This window comes from Arthrobacter sp. P1_D12 (assembly GCF_056406175.1).
In genome coordinates this window covers 55,153-72,331 of sequence record NZ_JBFUAR010000007.1, presented here as the reverse complement: position 1 = coordinate 72,331, position 17,179 = coordinate 55,153, and the positions used below count along the sequence as shown (strand labels likewise).

Here is a 17,179-nt window from a genome sequence, read left to right as displayed (position 1 = left end):
CGCCCGCTATTTCAGGAAGCGGGACGTCCGGCGGTCGGCCAGAATCTTTCCTTTGGTCTGGCACGTCGGGCAGTACTGCAGGGCGGAATCGGCAAAGGAAACCTCCCGGACCGTGTCCCCGCATACCGGGCACGGTTCGCCGGTCCGGCCATGGACCCGCATGTGGCTCCGCTTGGTGTCCTTGAGCTCGTTGGGCGGCTTGCCCTTGGCCTCCGCCACCGCCGTTCCCAGAATGGTGTGGATGGCGTCGTAGAGGCGCTGCACGTCCGTCCGGTCCAGCGACTTGGCGATCGCGAACGGCGAAGTCCTCGCGGCGTGCAGGATCTCGTCACTGTACGCATTCCCAATCCCGGCGATGATGCCCTGGCTCCTGAGGACGCCCTTGATCTGCTGGGAACTGGAGCCGAGAATCCCGGCCAGTGCATCGACGTCGAAGTCCGGACTGAACGGATCCGGTCCGAGCGCCGCGATGCCGGGCACGTCGTGCGGATCCCGGACCACATAGACCGCCAGGCTCTTTTTCGTGCCCGCCTCGGTCAGGTCCATGCCCACCGGGCCGGAATCGCCCGAGAACGTCAGCCGCAGCGCGATATGGCCCTTGCCCATTTTCAGCTGGGCGTCGGTAGGGGAGTCCGTGAAGCGGACCCAGCCGGCCCGGGCGAGGTGGAAGACAAAATGCAGCCCGTCCGCTTCCACGCTGACAAACTTGCCGAACCTTTTCACGCCGCTGACGGCCTTGCCCTGGAGATCGGAGTAGGGAGGGTCTGCCGTCTTGAGCACGGCGAAGGAGACCGGCTGGATTTTCCGCACCATTGCTCCGCGCAGGTGCTCGTCCAGAAAGTCCGTCAGGGCCGCAACTTCAGGGAGCTCAGGCATGGCCTAACCCTGGCGTGTCCGGACGGTCCCGGCGCCCCGGTTGTTCACATTCCCGCCCTTCAGCGGAGCAAGTTCTGCCATGGCACCATCTTCGCAGATCCCTCCCCGGCCCCTGCCCGATATGCCTATACTTTCAGCGGCGGCTAGAACAAACGACTGCCGCCGCCAGGTGATTGACCCGATGAAAGGCCCGTCATGAGCATCATTCCCGAAGACCTGTCCTACACCGCAGAACACGAATGGGTTTCGGCCCCCAACGCCGACGGGGTTGTGCGCGTCGGCATCACTGATTTTGCCCAGGACGCCCTCGGGGATGTCGTCTACGCCCAGATGCCCGAGGTCGGGACCACCATCAAGGCCAACGACGTCGTCGGAGAGGTCGAATCCACCAAGAGCGTCAGCGACATTTACGCCCCGGTGACGGGCGAGGTGGTCGCCAGGAACGAGTCGCTGGACACCGATTCCGCCCTTATCAACTCCGATCCGTACGGTGAAGGCTGGCTGATCGAAATCAAGCTCGCAGAAGCCGACGCGGTCGAGTCCTTGCTCAGTGCATCCGAGTATGAACAGCAGGTAGGCTAAAGACAGAGGTCATTCGGGCCGGGGCCGCCGGCGAGTGTTGTTGGGATAACAAAACAAAGCCGCGCCCCGCCGAAGGGCCTCATTACCGGGACTGCACGGCTTTTCCGGACGGCATGCGTTGTTTGCAGGGGGGACACCTGCAACGAATGAGGAGGACTCAATGTTTGGGCACGAACGGAACGACACCGGTGACGGTTACGGCACGGGTGGAGTGAAGGCTTCGGAGACCACGTCGATCAACCTCACTCCGGTGCGCGACGAACCCAATTTCACGCCGAAGCTTTCGACTGAGGAACGGGCAGCGGTTGAGGCCCTTCCCTTCGGATCGGCCCTGCTCGTGGCGCACAGCGGCCCCAACGCCGGTGCACGGTTCCTGCTGGACTCCGACGTCACCACGGCGGGCCGCCACCCGGACGCCGACATCTTCCTCGACGACGTCACTGTCTCGCGCAGGCACGTTGAATTCCGCCGCACCGCGCGCAGCTTTGAGGTTGTGGACACCGGGAGCCTGAACGGCACCTACGTCAACCACGACCGCGTGGACTCGGTGGAACTGAAGTCCGGCAACGAGGTCCAGATCGGCAAATTCCGCCTCACCTTCTACCTCAGCCCTGCCCGCGCAGCAGGCAACGTCTGATTCCGGGGTAGTTGCCTGTGGCCACGGCACATGCGGATCGGCGCGGACCCCAGGTTCTGAACATCGGGGAAGTCCTGGCTCAACTGAGCGACGACTTCCCCAGCATGACTGCGTCAAAAATCCGGTTCCTTGAAGAAAAGGGACTCATCAACCCGCAGCGGACACCTGCCGGCTACCGTCAGTACTCCGAGAACGACGTCGAACGGCTGCGCTTCGTCCTCTCACTCCAGCGTGACCAGTACCTGCCGCTGAAGGTCATCAAGGACTACCTTGATGCGATCGACCGGGGCGAACGGCCGGAGAACCTGCCGGCAGGCGTCACGTTGTCCCCGCGGATTGTCTCCGAGGAGCTCGCCTCCGAGCTGCACAGCCGGGCACGCAGGCTCAGCGAGGAGCAGCTGCGCGCGGAATCCGGGGCGAGCGTCCCGTTGCTGGAATCGCTCCTGAGCTACGGCCTGATCGGGCACGTCAACGGCAAATTCGACGAACACGCGCTGCAGGTCGCGCGGGCCTGCGTCCAGCTGGAGAGCCATGGCCTGGAACCCCGCCACCTGCGGCCCTTCCAGGCCGCTGCCGACCGCGAATTCGGGCTCGTGGAGCGTGCTGTGGCCACCCTGACCTCCCGCAAGGACGCAGCCTCCCACGCCCGCGCCGCCGAGGCGGCCCGGGAAATCAGCGACCTCTGCCTGTCCTTGCACCAGGCGCTGGTCCACGACCGCATCTCAAGGATGGACATCTGATGATTGAGGTGGAGATTGTCGGCGTGCGGATCGAGTTGCCGTCCAACCAGCCGCTTGTCCTGCTCAAGGAAATCCATGGTGAGCGCCACGTGCCCATCTGGATCGGGACCCCGGAGGCCAGCGCCATCGCCCTGGCCCAGCAGGGGGTCATCCCGCCCCGGCCGATGACCCACGACCTCCTGGTGGACGTTGTCGAGGCCCTGGGCCACACCATCGTCAGCGTCAACATCGTGGCGGTGGAGGACAACATCTTCTACGGGCAGCTGCAGTTCGAGAACGGCACCACCGTGAGCTCCCGGGCCTCCGATGGGTTGGCCGTTGCCCTGCGCGCCAAGTGCCGGATCTGGTGCGCCGACGCCGTCATGGACGAGGCCGGCGTCCGGATCACCGAACACGACGAGGGCGAGGACACGCACCCCGGACCCGCCGTGGACGAGGAAGGCGAACTGCGGCGCTTCCGCGAGTTCCTCGACGACGTCGAACCCGAAGACTTCGGCGGCTGAGCCGGCCGAGGCAACCGGCGCCAGGGAACCTGCCCGATTGCGGGCGTGCCTGTGACTGCTGGTGTTTCTGATACGTGCGTGACAGCTGTGGCGGCACCAAACGTTAAAGCCGAGGATGAAACTTTCGACACGCCCTTGGAATAGCCCCAACGTCTTTGACCTTGGGCCTTGGCAGGCCTAACGTCGGAGGTACAAGTTCCCATTGCATACGGTAGCCGCGCAAGTCACACTGGAAGGTGCAGCCCGGCTGAATTACACGGATGAAGTATTCATCCGGTGTCATGCAGCTGTTCACATCTATTGCTGCCGATGCAACAATCCCATGGGAACCCACGACAAGGAGGGTCCACGTGAGTCCGAAAGGCGAAGCAGGCGAGCTGAAGCAGGCCTCAACGGCCGGCGTTGCTGTGCCCGCCAGCGGTGCCCAAGGCCTGCTGTTCACCGAGGATCTCCCCGTTCTGGACGAGGACGCGGGCTACCGCGGACCCACCGCCTGCAAGGCGGCCGGCATTACCTACCGCCAACTCGATTATTGGGCGCGCACCGGACTCGTTGAGCCCGCCGTCCGCGGCGCGGCCGGCTCCGGCTCGCAGCGGCTCTACGGCTTCCGCGACATTCTGGTTCTCAAGGTGGTCAAACGGCTCCTGGACACGGGCGTCTCCCTGCAACAGATCCGCACCGCCGTGGAACACCTGCGGGAGCGCGGCGTCGAGGACCTCGCCCAAATCACGCTCATGAGCGACGGCGCCAGTGTCTACGAGTGCACGTCGGCAGATGAAGTCATCGATCTCGTCCAGGGCGGCCAGGGGGTGTTCGGCATCGCCGTCGGCCGCGTATGGCGCGAAGTTGAGGGAAGCCTCGCAGCCCTTCCCAGCGAACACGCCGCGGACCAGTCCTTTCCCGACGACGAGCTGAGCAAACGCCGAGCGGCCCGCAAGATCGGCTAGCTCCCACAGCTGCAGGCATGACTGCGTACTGACACGACTGAGCACAGAAACGACTGAGGCCGCCTCCCGGACAGGGAAGGCGGCCTCATTTTGTTGGGCTGTGTACGGCAGTCCGGGGCTACCGAAGGCTGCGGTCGCGGACAGCGCCGGCCGGGGCCACGCTGCCCTGGTTCAACAGGTTCTGCAGCAGGGCATCGAAGAGCCCGGCCGCATTCTTGGCCGAGTCGCCGGGCCAGTGGTGGATGGAGTGGGCCGCGCCTTGGATCTGTTGCCAGTTGGCCTGCTCCGGGATATGCGGGCTCAACAGCAGCTGGCCGAACATGGATTCCATCTCCGAGAGCCGGAACGTGTGCTCGGCCGAACTGCTGCGCACCCTGTTGGCCACGATGCCGGCGGGGGACAGCTTGGGGGCGAATTCCTGCCGGAACAGCTGGATGGCGCGCATGGTGCGTTCTGTGCCGGCCACCGAGAAAAGCCCGGGCTCGGCCACCAGGGTCACCTTGTCGCTTGCGGACCACGCCATCCGGGTCAGGCCGTTCAGTGACGGGGGGCAGTCGACCAGGACGAGTGCGTAGTTCGTGGCGCCGGCCAGGACCGTGGAAAGCCGGCGAAGGTCGCGGCGGCCCAGGTCGGGGCGGTCGTAGATGCCGGTATAGGCGGAGCCGACGGCCACGTCCAGGACGGATGTTGCCGCGCCGGACTGTATCCTGCCGTTCGCACTGCCGTTGGCGTTGCCGCGGCCGTTGATCCGGGCGTGTTCCACCCAGCCGCTGGGGACCACGTTGTCCGCCAGATGTGCCCGCCGCGGCGACCTCAGCATCCTGCCGATATCGAGCTGATCGTCCGGACTCACGCCCAGGGCCGTGCTGGCGTCAGCATGCGGATCAAGGTCGACGACGAGGGTGGGGATGCCGGCGGCCAATGCCGCCGACGCCAGTCCGGTGGTCACGGATGTCTTGCCGACACCGCCTTTGAGGCTGCTGATGCTCACTACTTGCACTTGAAAAACCAATACCTAACGCCGGTTGCCGAGACGGGGTCGTGCCGGCTCCTGCGTTCTTCGGAGCCGGGGCGTGCATGCGCCACCCACCCACTCATCATATGTTGATGCTCCGGCGAAACCCGTTTCATCCGGCGTGGGGCGCCAGAACCTCGCCAATCGGACGGACGGGGAAAGCTCTAAGGCCAAGGCCCTGCCCATCGCGGCGTCCGTGACGGATAATGCTGTGACGGTCGCCACAATGATTTGTGTTTGCCCGCACAGGTCCTAGACACTGTGAGCACTTACCGATACGCCCGCGATGAAGCAGGAGAAGTATGTTTTCTAAGATTCTGGTGGCCAACCGCGGCGAAATCGCGATTCGCGCCTTCCGCGCGAGCTACGAGCTGGGTGCCAAGACTGTCGCTGTGTTTCCCCATGAGGACCGCAACTCCATTCACCGCCAGAAGGCCGATGAGGCGTATCTGATCGGCGAGGAGGGACACCCGGTCCGGGCCTACCTGGACGTTGATGAGGTGGTGCGCGTCGCCAAGGAGTCCGGGGCGGACGCCATTTACCCCGGTTACGGTTTCCTCTCCGAGAACCCGCGCCTGGCGCGGGCCGCGAAGGAGGCCGGCATCACCTTCGTCGGGCCGCCGGCCGAGGTTCTGGAACTCGCCGGTAATAAGGTTGCCGCCCTCGAGGCCGCGCGCAAGGCCGGCGTCCCGGTCCTCAAGTCCAGCCAGCCGTCGAAGGACCTGGACGAACTGATCGCCGCCGCGGATGAAATCGGCTTCCCCATTTTTGCCAAGGCCGTCGCCGGCGGCGGCGGGCGCGGCATGCGCCGCGTGGACACCCGCGAGGCGCTTCCGGAGGCTCTGCAGGCCGCCATGCGCGAAGCCGACGCCGCGTTCGGCGACCCCACCATGTTCCTGGAGCAGGCCGTCCTGCGCCCGCGCCACATCGAGGTCCAGATCCTGGCCGACGCGGAGGGCAACGTGATGCACCTCTTCGAGCGTGACTGTTCCATCCAGCGCCGCCACCAGAAGGTCATCGAGATCGCCCCCGCCCCGAATCTCGACGAAGGCATCCGGCAGGCGCTGTACCGCGACGCCGTGAAGTTCGCGAAGGCGCTGAACTACGTCAACGCCGGTACCGTCGAATTCCTTGTCGACACGGTGGGTGAGCGGGCCGGCCAGCACGTGTTCATCGAAATGAACCCCCGGATCCAGGTCGAGCACACGGTGACCGAGGAAGTCACCGACGTCGACCTCGTCCAGGCGCAGCTGCGCATCGCCGCCGGTGAGAGCCTCGCGGACCTGGGCCTGTCCCAGGAGAGCGTCCAGCTCAAGGGTGCCGCCCTGCAGTGCCGCATCACCACGGAGGACCCGGCCAACGGCTTCCGGCCCGACGTCGGCAAGATCACCGGCTACCGCTCGGCCGGCGGTGCCGGCGTCCGGCTCGACGGCGGCACCGTCTACTCGGGCGCGGAGATCAGCCCGCACTTCGACTCCATGCTGGTCAAGCTGACCTGCCGCGGACGCAACTACCCGGCCGCCGTCGCCCGGGCACGCCGCGCCCTCGCCGAGTTCCGCATCCGCGGCGTGTCCACCAACATCTCCTTCCTGCAGGCTGTCCTGGACGATCCCGACTTCGTCGCCGGGGATGTGGCCACCTCGTTCATTGACGAACGGCCCCAGCTGCTGAAGGCACGGGTCTCGGCCGACCGCGGCACCAAGTTGCTGACCTGGCTTGCCGACGTCACGGTCAACAAGCCCAACGGCGAACTCAAGGTCCACACGGACCCGGCGGACAAGCTACCGGCCTTGGATGACGCCCCGGCCCGGCCGGGGTCCCGCCAGCGTCTCCAGGAACTCGGCCCCGAAGGGTTTGCCCGTGCCCTGCGCGCGCAGGACGCCGTGGCCGTCACAGACACCACGTTCCGCGACGCGCACCAGTCCCTGCTCGCCACCCGGGTGCGCACCCGGGACCTCGTGGCGGCCGGTCCCGCAGAATCCAAGCTGCTCCCCGAGCTGCTCTCGGTCGAGGCCTGGGGCGGGGCGACCTACGACGTCGCCCTGCGCTTCCTCGGCGAAGATCCCTGGGACCGGCTTGCCGCCCTGCGCAAGGCCATGCCGAACCTGTGCCTGCAGATGCTGCTCCGCGGCCGCAACACCGTCGGCTACACGCCCTACCCGGAAGAGGTCACGGTGGCGTTCGTCAACGAGGCCGCCGCCACGGGCATCGACATTTTCCGGATCTTCGACGCCCTCAACGACGTCAACCAGATGGCTCCGGCCATCCGGGCCGTCCGCGAGACCGGTACCGCCGTCGCCGAGGTTGCCCTCTGCTACACCGCGGACATGCTGGACCCGGAGGAAACGCTCTACACCCTGGATTACTACCTGGAACTGGCGCAGAAAATCGTCGACGCCGGGGCGCACATCCTGGCGATCAAGGACATGGCCGGACTGCTGCGTCCGGCTGCCGCGGCGCGCCTGGTCTCGGCGCTGCGGGAGCGGTTCGACCTCCCCGTCCACCTGCACACCCACGACACCGCCGGCGGCCAGCTGGCCACGCTCCTCGCGGCCGTGGATGCCGGCGTGGACGCCGTAGACGTGGCCTCTGCCTCCCTGGCCGGAACCACCAGCCAGCCCTCGGCCTCGGCCCTCGTCGCCGCACTGGCCCACACGCCGCGCGACACCGGCCTCAGCCTGGCGAACGTCTGCGCCCTCGAGCCTTACTGGGAAGCCGTCCGCCGGGTCTACGCGCCGTTCGAGTCCGGACTGCCGGGCCCCACAGGCCGGGTCTACCAGCACGAAATTCCGGGCGGCCAGCTCTCCAACCTGCGCCAGCAGGCAATGGCGCTGGGCCTGGGCGAGCGTTTCGAGGCGATCGAGGACATGTACACCGCGGCGGACCGGATCCTCGGCCGCCTGGTCAAGGTGACCCCGTCGTCCAAGGTGGTGGGCGACCTCGCCCTGCACCTGGTAGGCCTCAACGCCGACCCGGAAGACTTCAACGAGAACCCGCAAAAGTACGACGTCCCGGATTCCGTGATCGGCTTCCTCTCCGGCGAGCTCGGTGACCCGCCCGGCGGCTGGCCCGAGCCCTTCCGGACCAAGGCGCTGCAGGGGCGCACCGTCAAGGTCCGCGACGTCGAGATCAGCGCCGAGGACAGCGCCGCGCTCAACGGCGATTCCAAGACCCGGCGGGGCACGCTCAACCGCCTGCTCTTCGCCGGTCCCACCAAGGACTACCAGAAGAGCGTGGAGTCCTACGGCAACCTTTCGGTGCTGGACACGCGGGACTACCTCTTCGGGCTGCAGCGCGGCGCGGAGCACGAGATCGAGCTCGAGAAGGGCGTCCGGCTGATCGCCTCGCTCGAGGCCGTCTCCGAGCCGGACGAGAAGGGCATGCGCACGGTAATGTGCACGCTCAACGGCCAGTCCCGGCCGGTGGTGGTCCGCGACCGTTCAGTGGTGAGCAACGTCAAGGCCGCCGAACGCGCCGACACGTCCCAGCCGGGCCAGGTCGCCTCGCCGTTCGCCGGTGCCGTCACGCTCACCGTCAAGGCCGGGGACACCGTCAAGGCCGGCGACACGGTGGCCACGATCGAGGCCATGAAGATGGAGGCGTCCATCACGACGCCGGTGGCCGGCACCGTCGCGCGGCTCGCCGTCGCCGGGATCGAACAGGTCCAGGGCGGGGATCTGCTGCTCGTCGTCGAATAGCGGCAGCGCGGCAACCCGCACCCCATTAACACTGAAGGGTCCTTCCGGCTTCCGCCGGAAGGACCCTTGTGTTTCTGCCGAGCACTGCCTCCCGCGTTGCTCTGGTGCGGGGCGGTCGCGGTTGCAGCCTAGGCGAGAGTGGGTCGCTTGGCGCTGTACATTTCCTCGATCACGTTCTCGAAGTCCTTGAGCACCTGGGCCCGCTTGACCTTCATGGAGGGGGTCAGATGTCCGGAGGCCTCGGTGAAGTCGGCCGGCACGATCCGGAAGGACTTGATCGCCTCGGCCTGGGACACAGACTGGTTGGCGTGGTTGATGAGCTCCTGGACCGCGGCCTTGACGGCGGGGTTGACGGCAGCCTCGGCGAGAGGGGTCGAGGCCGGGAGCCCGTGGCGGCCCAGCCAGCCGGGGAGGGCTTCCTCGTCCAGGGTCACAAGGGCGCCGATGAACGGGCGGTTGTCGCCCACCACGAGCACCTGCGAGACGAGCGCGTCCGCCCGGATCTGGTCTTCCAGCAGGGCAGGGACCACGTTCTTTCCGCCGGCCGTGACGATGATTTCCTTCTTGCGCCCGGTGATGGTCAGGAATCCAGCCTCGTCCAGCTGGCCGATGTCTCCCGTGCGGAACCAGCCGTCGTCGTCGAAGGTCGCGGCGGACAGGTCATCGCGCTTGTAGTAGCCGCGCATGACGCACACGCCCTTGGCGAGGATCTCGCCGTCGTCCGCGATCCTGACGGAGTTGCCCGGAATCGGGGCGCCGACGGTGCCGATCTTGATCAGGTCGGGGGTGTTGACCGTGACCGGGGCCGTGGTTTCAGTCAGCCCGTACCCTTCCAGGATCTGCATGCCGATGCCCTGGAAGAAGTGGCCCAGCCGTTCACCGAGCGGGCCGCCGCCGGAAACGGCATGGGAGACGTTCCCGCCCATTGCGGCCCGGAGCTTGCTGTACACGAGCTTGTCGAACACGGCGTGCTTGAGCTTCAGTACGAGCCCGACCTTGCCGGCCTGCCGGGCCCGGGAGAATTCGATGGCGGTGTCCGCGGCGCGGTGGAAGATGGCGCCCTTGCCGCCGTCCTCGGCCTTGGTCAGGGCCGAGTTGTAGACCTTCTCGAAAACGCGCGGGACGGCGAGGATAAAGGTCGGTTTGTAGCTCTGCAGATCCGGCAGCAGGTTCTTGATATCCGGGGTGTGCGCCACCGTGACGCCGGCCGCGACTGCCAGCACAGAGATGAAGCGTGCGAAGACGTGGGCCATGGGCAGGAACATGATGGTCCGTGCCTGCTCGTGGACGATCGTGCCCAGCGACGTGACCAGCGCGTTCTCGGACAGTTCCACGAAGTTGCCGTGCGTCAGCTCGCAGCCCTTGGGCCGGCCGGTGGTGCCCGAGGTGTAGATGATCGTGGCAACATCGTTCAGGGACGCCTGGCTGCGGCGTGCTTCGAGCTCGGCATCGCTGACGCCGGCTCCGGCCGCACGGACCTCGTCCAGGCTGTCGCCCTCGAGTTGCCAGACATGCCCCAGGGCGGTGAGGCCCTCGGAGGTGGCCGCCTGCCGGATGATGTCCTCGTGGTGCGCCGATTCGCCAAATGCGGCCACGGCGCCGGAGTCGCCAAGGTTCCAGGCCACTTGAGAGGGGGAGGAGGTTTCATAGATCGGGACCGAGACGGCGCCGGCGAACCAGATGGCGAAGTCGATCAGGGCCCATTCATACCGGGTGCGGGACATGATGCCCACCCGGTCGCCGGCGGCCACACCGCTGGCCATGAGGCCCTTGGCGAGGGCCGAGACGTCGGCCAGGAATTCGGTGGCGCGGACGTCCTGCCACTGGCCGGCTGCGTCGAGCCGCGAGAACAGCGCAGGGTTGGAGGCCTTGGCCGCCTGGCGCACCACTAGATCGGTGACATTGGTGTCCGGATCGACATTCACCAGGGGCGGGACAATGATTTCTCGCACGACAGCTCCTTTGGTATCCATAGGCCCGCAAGGGGTACCGCTAAGCCTAGTATGCGGCCCCCCGAAGGTGTGTTCTGCGACACCTACTGGCCAGTAACTTTACGGTCGGGACCGCCGTTCCGCCAGTCGGGGATGCTGCGGGCACGTGGGCGGCGCTCTGCTGCCGCGTCATGCGGCCGGGCCTTCGCTGCCGTTGCGGCCCCGGCGAATAGAATGGGGCACCATGCAGACACCATCACCCGGCCGGCAGTCCGGCCTGCGCCGTCGGACCGCCGCCTGGCGAAGCAGGACCCTGGCCGGCGCCGCGGCCGCCACTGCCGGGCACGACCTCCGCTCACACCTGCGGCTGGGCCGCAAGGGCCTGGCGATCGGCGTCGACATCGGGGGAACCAAGGTTGCTGCCGGCGTGGTGGACGCCGAGGGCAGGATCCTCAGCCAGGCCAAACGCTCCACCCCGGGCAACGACCCGCGCGCCGTGGAACAGGTCATTGTCGAACTGGTCGGAGAGCTGGGCGCCGGACACCGGATCTGGTCGGTCGGAATCGGCGCCGCCGGCTGGATGGACCTCGACGGCGGCACTGTCCTCTTCAGCCCGCACCTGGCCTGGCGCAATGAACCGCTGCGCGAGAACCTGCAGCGGCTGCTGCGCCGCCCCGTCCTGCTGACCAACGACGCCGACGCCGCCGCCTGGGCGGAATGGCGCTTCGGCGCCGGGCAGGGACAGGACCGTCTGGTCTGCATCACCCTGGGAACGGGAATCGGCGGGGCCATGGTCATGGACGGACGGCTCGAACGCGGCCGCTTCGGTGTGGCGGGGGAGTTCGGCCACCAGATCATCATGCCGGGCGGACACCGCTGCGAGTGCGGCAACCGCGGCTGCTGGGAACAATACGCCTCGGGCAATGCGCTCGGCCGCGAGGCCAGGGAACTGGCCGCCGCGAATTCCCCGGTTGCCCAGGAACTGCTCAAGGCCGTGGACGGCGACGTGGGACGCATTACGGGCGTGATCGTGACGGAGCTGGCCAAGGCCGGGGACCAGACCTCCCGCGAACTCCTCGAAGACGTCGGGGAATGGCTGGGCCTTGGCCTGGCGAACCTCGCAGCGGCACTGGACCCAGGCAAGTTCGTGATCGGCGGCGGACTGTGCGACGCCGGCGAGCTGCTCGTCGCGCCGGCCCGGAAGGCCTTCGCGCGGAACCTCACCGGCCGCGGCTTCCGCCCCGCGGCGGAGATCGAACTGGCGGCCCTGGGACCCAACGCCGGGCTGATCGGCGCCGCAGACCTCTCCCGGGTCAGCAGCCGCATGCACACCCAGTAGCGTGCCTTCCTACGCCCTGAACCAACCAGTGCGCGGGTTGGCGTCCTGACTGGGTGGATTAGATGCGAGCCCCGTCGTCGTGCTCGTCCTTCTCGCCCGGCAGCTTCATGATCAGGAACACCACGGAGGCCGCGAACGCGGCCACCATGCCCACGATCGCCAGCGTCGGGGCCGACCGCCAGAACATCGCCGAGAACACGAGCGCAATCGGGCCACCCACCGCGCCAATCCAGGCAAGGACGGTCATCGGATCTGCACCGGCCAGGCTGGGCGGCTCCTCCGGGACGAACACGCCATCGTCGTCGTCGGCCTCGTAGTCCCGGGGGCCGGATGCGGTGTCCGGTGCCTCACTGCTGCCCGCGGCCGGGTTCCCCGGGGCGGAGGCGAGCCGCTCCCTGGCGGAAAGTTCGATCGGCGCGACGCCGGCGAGGCCCAGCGGGTCGAAATCGCTGAACGACCTGTTCGCACCGGTGCCGGCGCCGGATCCAGCGCCGGTGCCGGCGGCGCTGTCCGTTCCGCCGGCCGGGCCGTCAGTTCCCCCGACTGCCTCGTCCCCGGCTGCCCCGACCCCTTCCAGCCTGGCGACGAGATCCAGCCACACGGCGTCGTCATCGGCAAGCGGTGCGTCCGCGGCGGCCGGGTCCTGCGCCTCAGGGGGCGGGGTAGTGCCCGGACGCTGGAGGCCGGATGCGTCAGCGCCAGGCGACCGGGCGTCGTCGGGGTCAGGGGTCTCGGGGTCCGGGACGCCGGGGTCCGGTTTAGTCATTGGCCGTGTCCTTCCGGCTGGCGCGGGCGGCGCCCGGACCGGCGGCGGCTGCAACGGACCGGACAAATTCGGCCGTGCCACGGAAGATCTCGGGCGCGTCGTTGTCCATGGTAGCGACGTGGTAGCTGTTTTCCAGCCGGACCACCTCGAGCGGGGCGTTGGTCAACCCGCGGCGCAGGGCCTCCATGCTGGACTCGGACACCACATGGTCCACTGTGGAACGGTAGACCCGGACCGGAGCCGTGACGCGGGGCAGCAGCCGCACGGTGTCCTTGAACATCTTGTTGAGCTCGTGCGCGGCGGCCACCGGAGTGCGCGGGTAGGCGCACTCATCCATGCCCGGTTTGAGAATGTCATTGGCGATCGCCGGGGTGCTCTTGAGAACAAACTTCAAGACGCCCGCCAGCGGGGCGCGGGGATCATCGATAACCAGGCCGGGGTTGACCACCACCACCCCCGCCACGGGGCGGGTGGCCGCGATCCGCAACGCGAGGGCGCCGCCCATGGACAGCCCCGCCACGACCACGACGTCGCATTCTTCCGCAAGCTCCAGGTAGGCCGCGTCCAAGGCAGCATGCCAGTCCTGCCACCGGGTCTTGGCCAGCTCCTGCCAGCTCGTTCCGTGCCCCGGCAGCAGGGGCAGCCGGACGGCGAACCCGGCACCGGCCAGGGACAACGCCCAGTCCCGCACACCGTGCGGGCTACCGGTGAAGCCGTGCGAGACCACGACGCCGGTCCGGGGGATGGTTCCCGTGAACGGGCTGCTGAACGGCGAGTGGTCCGGGAGGATGCTCATGGGGTCTCCGAGGGGGCGCGGGGCGGCGAAATGGCGTGGGCGTGCTGCAGGAAAAAACGCACTGATTCTTCAAAGAGTAGCGGCGCATCGGCGTCCAGGGTGGCAACGTGCCCGCTGTGCGGAAGGGGAACCACCGTGAGTTCCCGGGACCCGAGCCGCCTGCGCAGCAGCGCCAGGGACGACGGCGGGACCACGGCGTCGGTGTCCGACTTGAACACCAGGGCCGGGGCGGAGACGGACGGCAGGTCCCGGAGGGTCGCGGCGAACAGCCGGCGCAACTGGTGGACGGCGGCCAGCGGCGTCAGGGAGTAGTCACCGTCGTCAGTGGTGGCCGCCGTGGAATTCTCCTCCTGGATGGGCGTGGTCGTGCGCTGGAAGTACTTGAGCAGTCCCACGATCCGGACCCTGCGGTCATAGAAGCTCAGGCCGGGGTTGACGGCGGCCACGCCGGCCACGCTGTGGCGGGCCGCGGTACGCAGGGCGATCGTGCCGCCCATGGACAGTCCCGCGACATAGCAGTCATCAGTCCGGGCGGCCAGGTCCAGGTACGCCGTTTCAAAGCTCCTGTACCAGTCCTGCCAGCCCTGCCGGGCGAGGTCCCGCCAGTGGGTGCCGTGCCCGGGCAGAAGCGGTACCGATACGGCGAAGCCCTGGGCGGCGAGGTGGCGGGCCCACGGCAGGACGCTGAGCGGGCTGCCTGTGAAGCCGTGGCAGATGGCCACACCGGTCCGGGCGTTCGGGCCGTGGCCGGGGTAGCTGAAAGCGGCGGGCGCAGGGGAAGTGCTGCTTTCAGTCATGAGCCCATCGTGTCACCCTTAGCGCCAAAACTCACTAGAGTAAGGTGTCCATTGAAGCCTGGCCGGACCGGTTCGGGCCGCAGGCCAGACGCCTTCCGGAGAGGTCACCGAGTGTTTTATTGGTTCATGAAGACGTTTGTCCTGGGGCCGGTGCTCAGGCTGCTGTTCCGGCCCTGGGTCAAGGGCCTTGACAACGCCCCTGCCGAGGGCGCCGCGATCCTTGCCTCGAACCACCTCTCCTTCTCGGATTCCATCTTCATGCCGGTCATGGTGCCGCGGCCGGTCGCGTTCCTGGCGAAATCCGAATACTTCACCGGCACCGGGATCAAGGGCAGGCTGACCGCAGCCTTCTTCCGGCTCACCAACCAGCTCCCCATGGACCGGTCCGGGGGCGCCGCGTCCGCGCAGTCGCTGAACGCCGGCATGGACGTGCTCAAGAAGGGTTCCCTCCTGGGCATCTACCCCGAGGGGACCCGCAGCCCCGACGGGCGCCTCTACCGCGGCAAGGTGGGGGTTGCGCGCCTTGCGCTGCAGGCCCGTGTTCCGGTCATCCCGGTGGCAATGATCGGAACGGACAAAGTCCAGCCGATCGGCAAGCGCGTGCCCAACATCCGCCGCATCGGCATGATCTTTGGCGAACCGCTCGACTTCAGCCGCTACTACGGCATGGAGGATGACCGGCTGATCCAGCGTTCAGTGACCGACGAGATCATGTACGAACTCATGCGCCTCTCCGGCCAGGAATACGTGGATGAGTACGCCGCCGTCGTAAAGCTCCGCCTGGCGGGCAAAGCGCAGGACGCGGCCCCGGACAAAACCCTTGCCGGCCCTGACGCGGTGCAGGATGCGGCCGCCGGCAATACCCCGAACGAAGCCCCAAACACGGCCCCACCGGAAACCCCGAATGAAACCGCTGCCGGGGACGCGGGGCCGGAGGTTCCCGGCCCCGCATGAGCGGGCCACGGGCGCCATATGACGGCAGCCGGGCTGTCAATGACAGGCAGGGCCCCCGAACCTTGATGGGACTACTATCCTTAGATAGTGACCGAGCTATCTGAGAAACCAGTTTCCCCGCTGACCAGCACCGCCCAGAGCGGAGCCGCCAACTATCCCGGACTGGACAACTGGCGGGAGCTCCCGGCCTCGCAGCAGCCCACCTGGTCGGACCCGGCTGTGTTCGAGGCGTCCGTCAAGGAACTTTCCGTCCTCCCGCCCCTTGTGTTCGCCGGCGAAGTGGACATTCTTCGCGAGCGGCTCGCCGCCGCCGCGCAGGGCAAGGCGTTCCTGCTCCAGGGCGGCGACTGCGCCGAGACCTTCGAAGCCGCGACGGCGGACAAGATCAGCGCCCGCGTCCGGACCATCCTGCAGATGGCCGTTGTCCTGACCTACGGCGCGGCCATGCCCGTCATCAAGATGGGCCGCATGGCTGGCCAGTTCGCCAAGCCCCGCTCCTCCAACGATGAAACGCGCGACGGCGTCACCCTGCCGGCCTACCGGGGCGACATCGTCAACGGCTACGATTTCACGCCCGAGTCCCGCGCCCACGACGCCGGCCGGATGCTCAAGGCCTACCACACCTCCGCTTCGACGCTGAACCTGATCCGCGCCTTCACCCAGGGCGGTTTCGCGGACCTGCGCCTGGTGCACCAGTGGAACAAGGGCTTCACCGAGAACCCGGCCCACGCCCGCTACGAGTCCCTGGCCCGGGACATCGACCGCGCCATCAAGTTCATGGCCTCCTGCGGTGCCGATTTCGAGGCCCTGAAGCGGGTGGAATTCTACGCGAGCCACGAGGCCCTGCTGCTGGACTACGAGCGCGCCCTGACCCGCATCGACTCGCGCACGGGGCTGCCCTACGACACCTCCGCGCACTTCCTCTGGATCGGGGAGCGGACCCGCGAGCTGGACCACGCACACGTCGACTTCCTCTCCCGCGTCCGCAACCCGATCGGCGTCAAGCTCGGCCCGTCGACCAGCGGCGACGACGCCCTGCGCCTGATCGACAAGCTGGATCCGAACCGGGAGCCCGGCCGGCTCACCTTCATCACCCGCATGGGTGCGGGCAACATCCGCGAGAAGCTGCCGGCGATCGTCGAGCGCGTCACCGCCTCCGGAGCCCAGGTCCTTTGGGTCACCGACCCCATGCACGGGAACACGGTCACCTCGCCCAACGGCTACAAGACCCGCAATTTCGACGACGTCATTGACGAAGTGCGCGGATTCTTCGAAGTCCACCACGCGCTCGGCACCGTTCCCGGCGGCCTGCACGTGGAGATGACGGGTGACGACGTCGCCGAGTGCCTCGGCGGAGCCGACCCGATCGACCAGGAAGCCTTCCTGGACCGCTACGAGTCCGTCTGCGATCCGCGCCTGAACCACATGCAGTCGCTCGAGATGGCGTTCCTGGTGGCCGGAGCGCTCTCCAAGCGCTGACGCACTGATGGACAGAACGCGTCCGGCAGAACGCATTCCGGCAGAACGTTTCCCACAGAACGCATTCTGACAAAAAGCTCCGCCCGGCTACAGCAGCCGGGCGGAGCTTTCTTGTGCGA

15 protein-coding genes are annotated in these 17,179 nt (G+C 67.5%); 9 read left to right on the top strand and 6 right to left on the bottom strand.

Annotation, left to right across the window (positions count from 1 at the left end; genetic code table 11):
• Positions 1-6: 6 nt before the first annotated feature.
• The gene (locus AC1DZV_RS07250) at positions 7-876 is read right to left on the bottom strand and encodes an Fpg/Nei family DNA glycosylase (RefSeq protein WP_476951991.1); all 870 of its coding nucleotides are present in this window, start codon (positions 874-876) and stop codon (positions 7-9) included.
• A 195-nt stretch (positions 877-1,071) separates the two neighbouring features.
• On the opposite strand from AC1DZV_RS07250, the gene gcvH reads away from it, so the two are divergent.
• From gcvH to AC1DZV_RS07225, 5 genes are all read left to right on the top strand, one after another.
• Positions 1,072-1,458, top strand: a complete 387-nt coding sequence (gene gcvH / locus AC1DZV_RS07245; RefSeq protein WP_079553886.1) for a glycine cleavage system protein GcvH — start codon at positions 1,072-1,074, stop codon at positions 1,456-1,458.
• A 160-nt stretch (positions 1,459-1,618) separates the two neighbouring features.
• Positions 1,619-2,095, top strand: coding sequence for an FHA domain-containing protein (locus AC1DZV_RS07240; RefSeq protein ID WP_028275906.1), 477 nt, complete (start codon positions 1,619-1,621; stop codon positions 2,093-2,095).
• Between the two features lie 17 nt (positions 2,096-2,112).
• Entirely contained in the window at positions 2,113-2,835 is a 723-nt protein-coding gene (ftsR, locus tag AC1DZV_RS07235) for a transcriptional regulator FtsR (protein ID WP_028275905.1), read from the top strand.
• Positions 2,835-3,338, top strand: coding sequence for a bifunctional nuclease family protein (locus AC1DZV_RS07230; RefSeq protein ID WP_028275904.1), 504 nt, complete (start codon positions 2,835-2,837; stop codon positions 3,336-3,338). Before ftsR ends, AC1DZV_RS07230 begins: the two co-directional genes overlap by 1 nt.
• 350 nt (positions 3,339-3,688) lie before the next feature.
• Positions 3,689-4,285 (top strand): MerR family transcriptional regulator, encoded by a 597-nt coding sequence (locus AC1DZV_RS07225; protein ID WP_028275903.1) that lies wholly within the window; start codon positions 3,689-3,691, stop codon positions 4,283-4,285.
• A 118-nt stretch (positions 4,286-4,403) separates the two neighbouring features.
• Here the strand turns inward: AC1DZV_RS07225 and AC1DZV_RS07220 are convergent, their stop codons facing one another.
• Complete coding sequence (locus tag AC1DZV_RS07220; RefSeq protein WP_476953337.1) at positions 4,404-5,285, bottom strand: ParA family protein; 882 nt, start codon at positions 5,283-5,285, stop codon at positions 4,404-4,406.
• 317 nt (positions 5,286-5,602) lie between these two features.
• On the opposite strand from AC1DZV_RS07220, the gene AC1DZV_RS07215 reads away from it, so the two are divergent.
• Positions 5,603-8,998: a pyruvate carboxylase gene (locus tag AC1DZV_RS07215; protein ID WP_476953336.1), complete on the top strand. Its 3,396-nt coding sequence runs from the start codon at positions 5,603-5,605 to the stop codon at positions 8,996-8,998.
• A gap of 128 nt (positions 8,999-9,126) precedes the next feature.
• Here AC1DZV_RS07215 and AC1DZV_RS07210 read toward each other — a convergent pair whose 3' ends face one another.
• On the bottom strand, positions 9,127-10,950 hold the full coding sequence (locus tag AC1DZV_RS07210; protein WP_243179542.1) for an AMP-dependent synthetase/ligase: 1,824 nt from the start codon (positions 10,948-10,950) through the stop codon (positions 9,127-9,129).
• A 223-nt stretch (positions 10,951-11,173) separates the two neighbouring features.
• On the opposite strand from AC1DZV_RS07210, the gene AC1DZV_RS07205 reads away from it, so the two are divergent.
• Positions 11,174-12,268 carry an ROK family glucokinase gene (locus AC1DZV_RS07205; RefSeq protein WP_476951993.1) on the top strand — a complete coding sequence of 365 codons (1,095 nt, stop codon included), beginning with the start codon at positions 11,174-11,176 and terminating at the stop codon, positions 12,266-12,268.
• 58 nt (positions 12,269-12,326) lie between these two features.
• Here AC1DZV_RS07205 and AC1DZV_RS07200 read toward each other — a convergent pair whose 3' ends face one another.
• Genes AC1DZV_RS07200 through AC1DZV_RS07190 form a run of 3 tightly spaced genes read right to left on the bottom strand, consistent with a single transcriptional unit; the run spans position 12,327 to position 14,627 of the window.
• On the bottom strand, positions 12,327-13,034 hold the full coding sequence (locus tag AC1DZV_RS07200; protein ID WP_476951994.1) for a hypothetical protein: 708 nt from the start codon (positions 13,032-13,034) through the stop codon (positions 12,327-12,329).
• Positions 13,027-13,830, bottom strand: a complete 804-nt coding sequence (locus AC1DZV_RS07195) for an alpha/beta hydrolase (RefSeq protein WP_476857719.1) — start codon at positions 13,828-13,830, stop codon at positions 13,027-13,029. The genes AC1DZV_RS07200 and AC1DZV_RS07195 overlap by 8 nt, the downstream gene beginning before the upstream one ends.
• Positions 13,827-14,627 carry an alpha/beta hydrolase gene (locus AC1DZV_RS07190; RefSeq protein WP_476951995.1) on the bottom strand — a complete coding sequence of 267 codons (801 nt, stop codon included), beginning with the start codon at positions 14,625-14,627 and terminating at the stop codon, positions 13,827-13,829. The genes AC1DZV_RS07195 and AC1DZV_RS07190 overlap by 4 nt, the downstream gene beginning before the upstream one ends.
• A gap of 111 nt (positions 14,628-14,738) precedes the next feature.
• On the opposite strand from AC1DZV_RS07190, the gene AC1DZV_RS07185 reads away from it, so the two are divergent.
• The gene (locus AC1DZV_RS07185; protein ID WP_476951996.1) at positions 14,739-15,581 is read left to right on the top strand and encodes a lysophospholipid acyltransferase family protein; all 843 of its coding nucleotides are present in this window, start codon (positions 14,739-14,741) and stop codon (positions 15,579-15,581) included.
• A gap of 84 nt (positions 15,582-15,665) precedes the next feature.
• Positions 15,666-17,060, top strand: coding sequence for a class II 3-deoxy-7-phosphoheptulonate synthase (locus AC1DZV_RS07180; RefSeq protein WP_223916664.1), 1,395 nt, complete (start codon positions 15,666-15,668; stop codon positions 17,058-17,060).
• Positions 17,061-17,179: the final 119 nt, after the last annotated feature.

What these genes read in the sequence shown, in the direction of transcription:
- AC1DZV_RS07250 (WP_476951991.1), bottom strand. Translation starts at nt 876, where the DNA reads ATGCCTGAGCTCCCTGAAGTTGCGGCCCTGACGGACTTTCTGGACGAG.
- gcvH (WP_079553886.1), top strand. Translation starts at nt 1,072, where the DNA reads ATGAGCATCATTCCCGAAGACCTGTCCTACACCGCAGAACACGAATGG.
- AC1DZV_RS07240 (WP_028275906.1), top strand. Translation starts at nt 1,619, where the DNA reads ATGTTTGGGCACGAACGGAACGACACCGGTGACGGTTACGGCACGGGT.
- AC1DZV_RS07230 (WP_028275904.1), top strand. Translation starts at nt 2,835, where the DNA reads ATGATTGAGGTGGAGATTGTCGGCGTGCGGATCGAGTTGCCGTCCAAC.
- AC1DZV_RS07215 (WP_476953336.1), top strand. Translation starts at nt 5,603, where the DNA reads ATGTTTTCTAAGATTCTGGTGGCCAACCGCGGCGAAATCGCGATTCGC.
- AC1DZV_RS07205 (WP_476951993.1), top strand. Translation starts at nt 11,174, where the DNA reads ATGCAGACACCATCACCCGGCCGGCAGTCCGGCCTGCGCCGTCGGACC.
- AC1DZV_RS07200 (WP_476951994.1), bottom strand. Translation starts at nt 13,034, where the DNA reads ATGACTAAACCGGACCCCGGCGTCCCGGACCCCGAGACCCCTGACCCC.
- AC1DZV_RS07195 (WP_476857719.1), bottom strand. Translation starts at nt 13,830, where the DNA reads ATGAGCATCCTCCCGGACCACTCGCCGTTCAGCAGCCCGTTCACGGGA.
- AC1DZV_RS07190 (WP_476951995.1), bottom strand. Translation starts at nt 14,627, where the DNA reads ATGACTGAAAGCAGCACTTCCCCTGCGCCCGCCGCTTTCAGCTACCCC.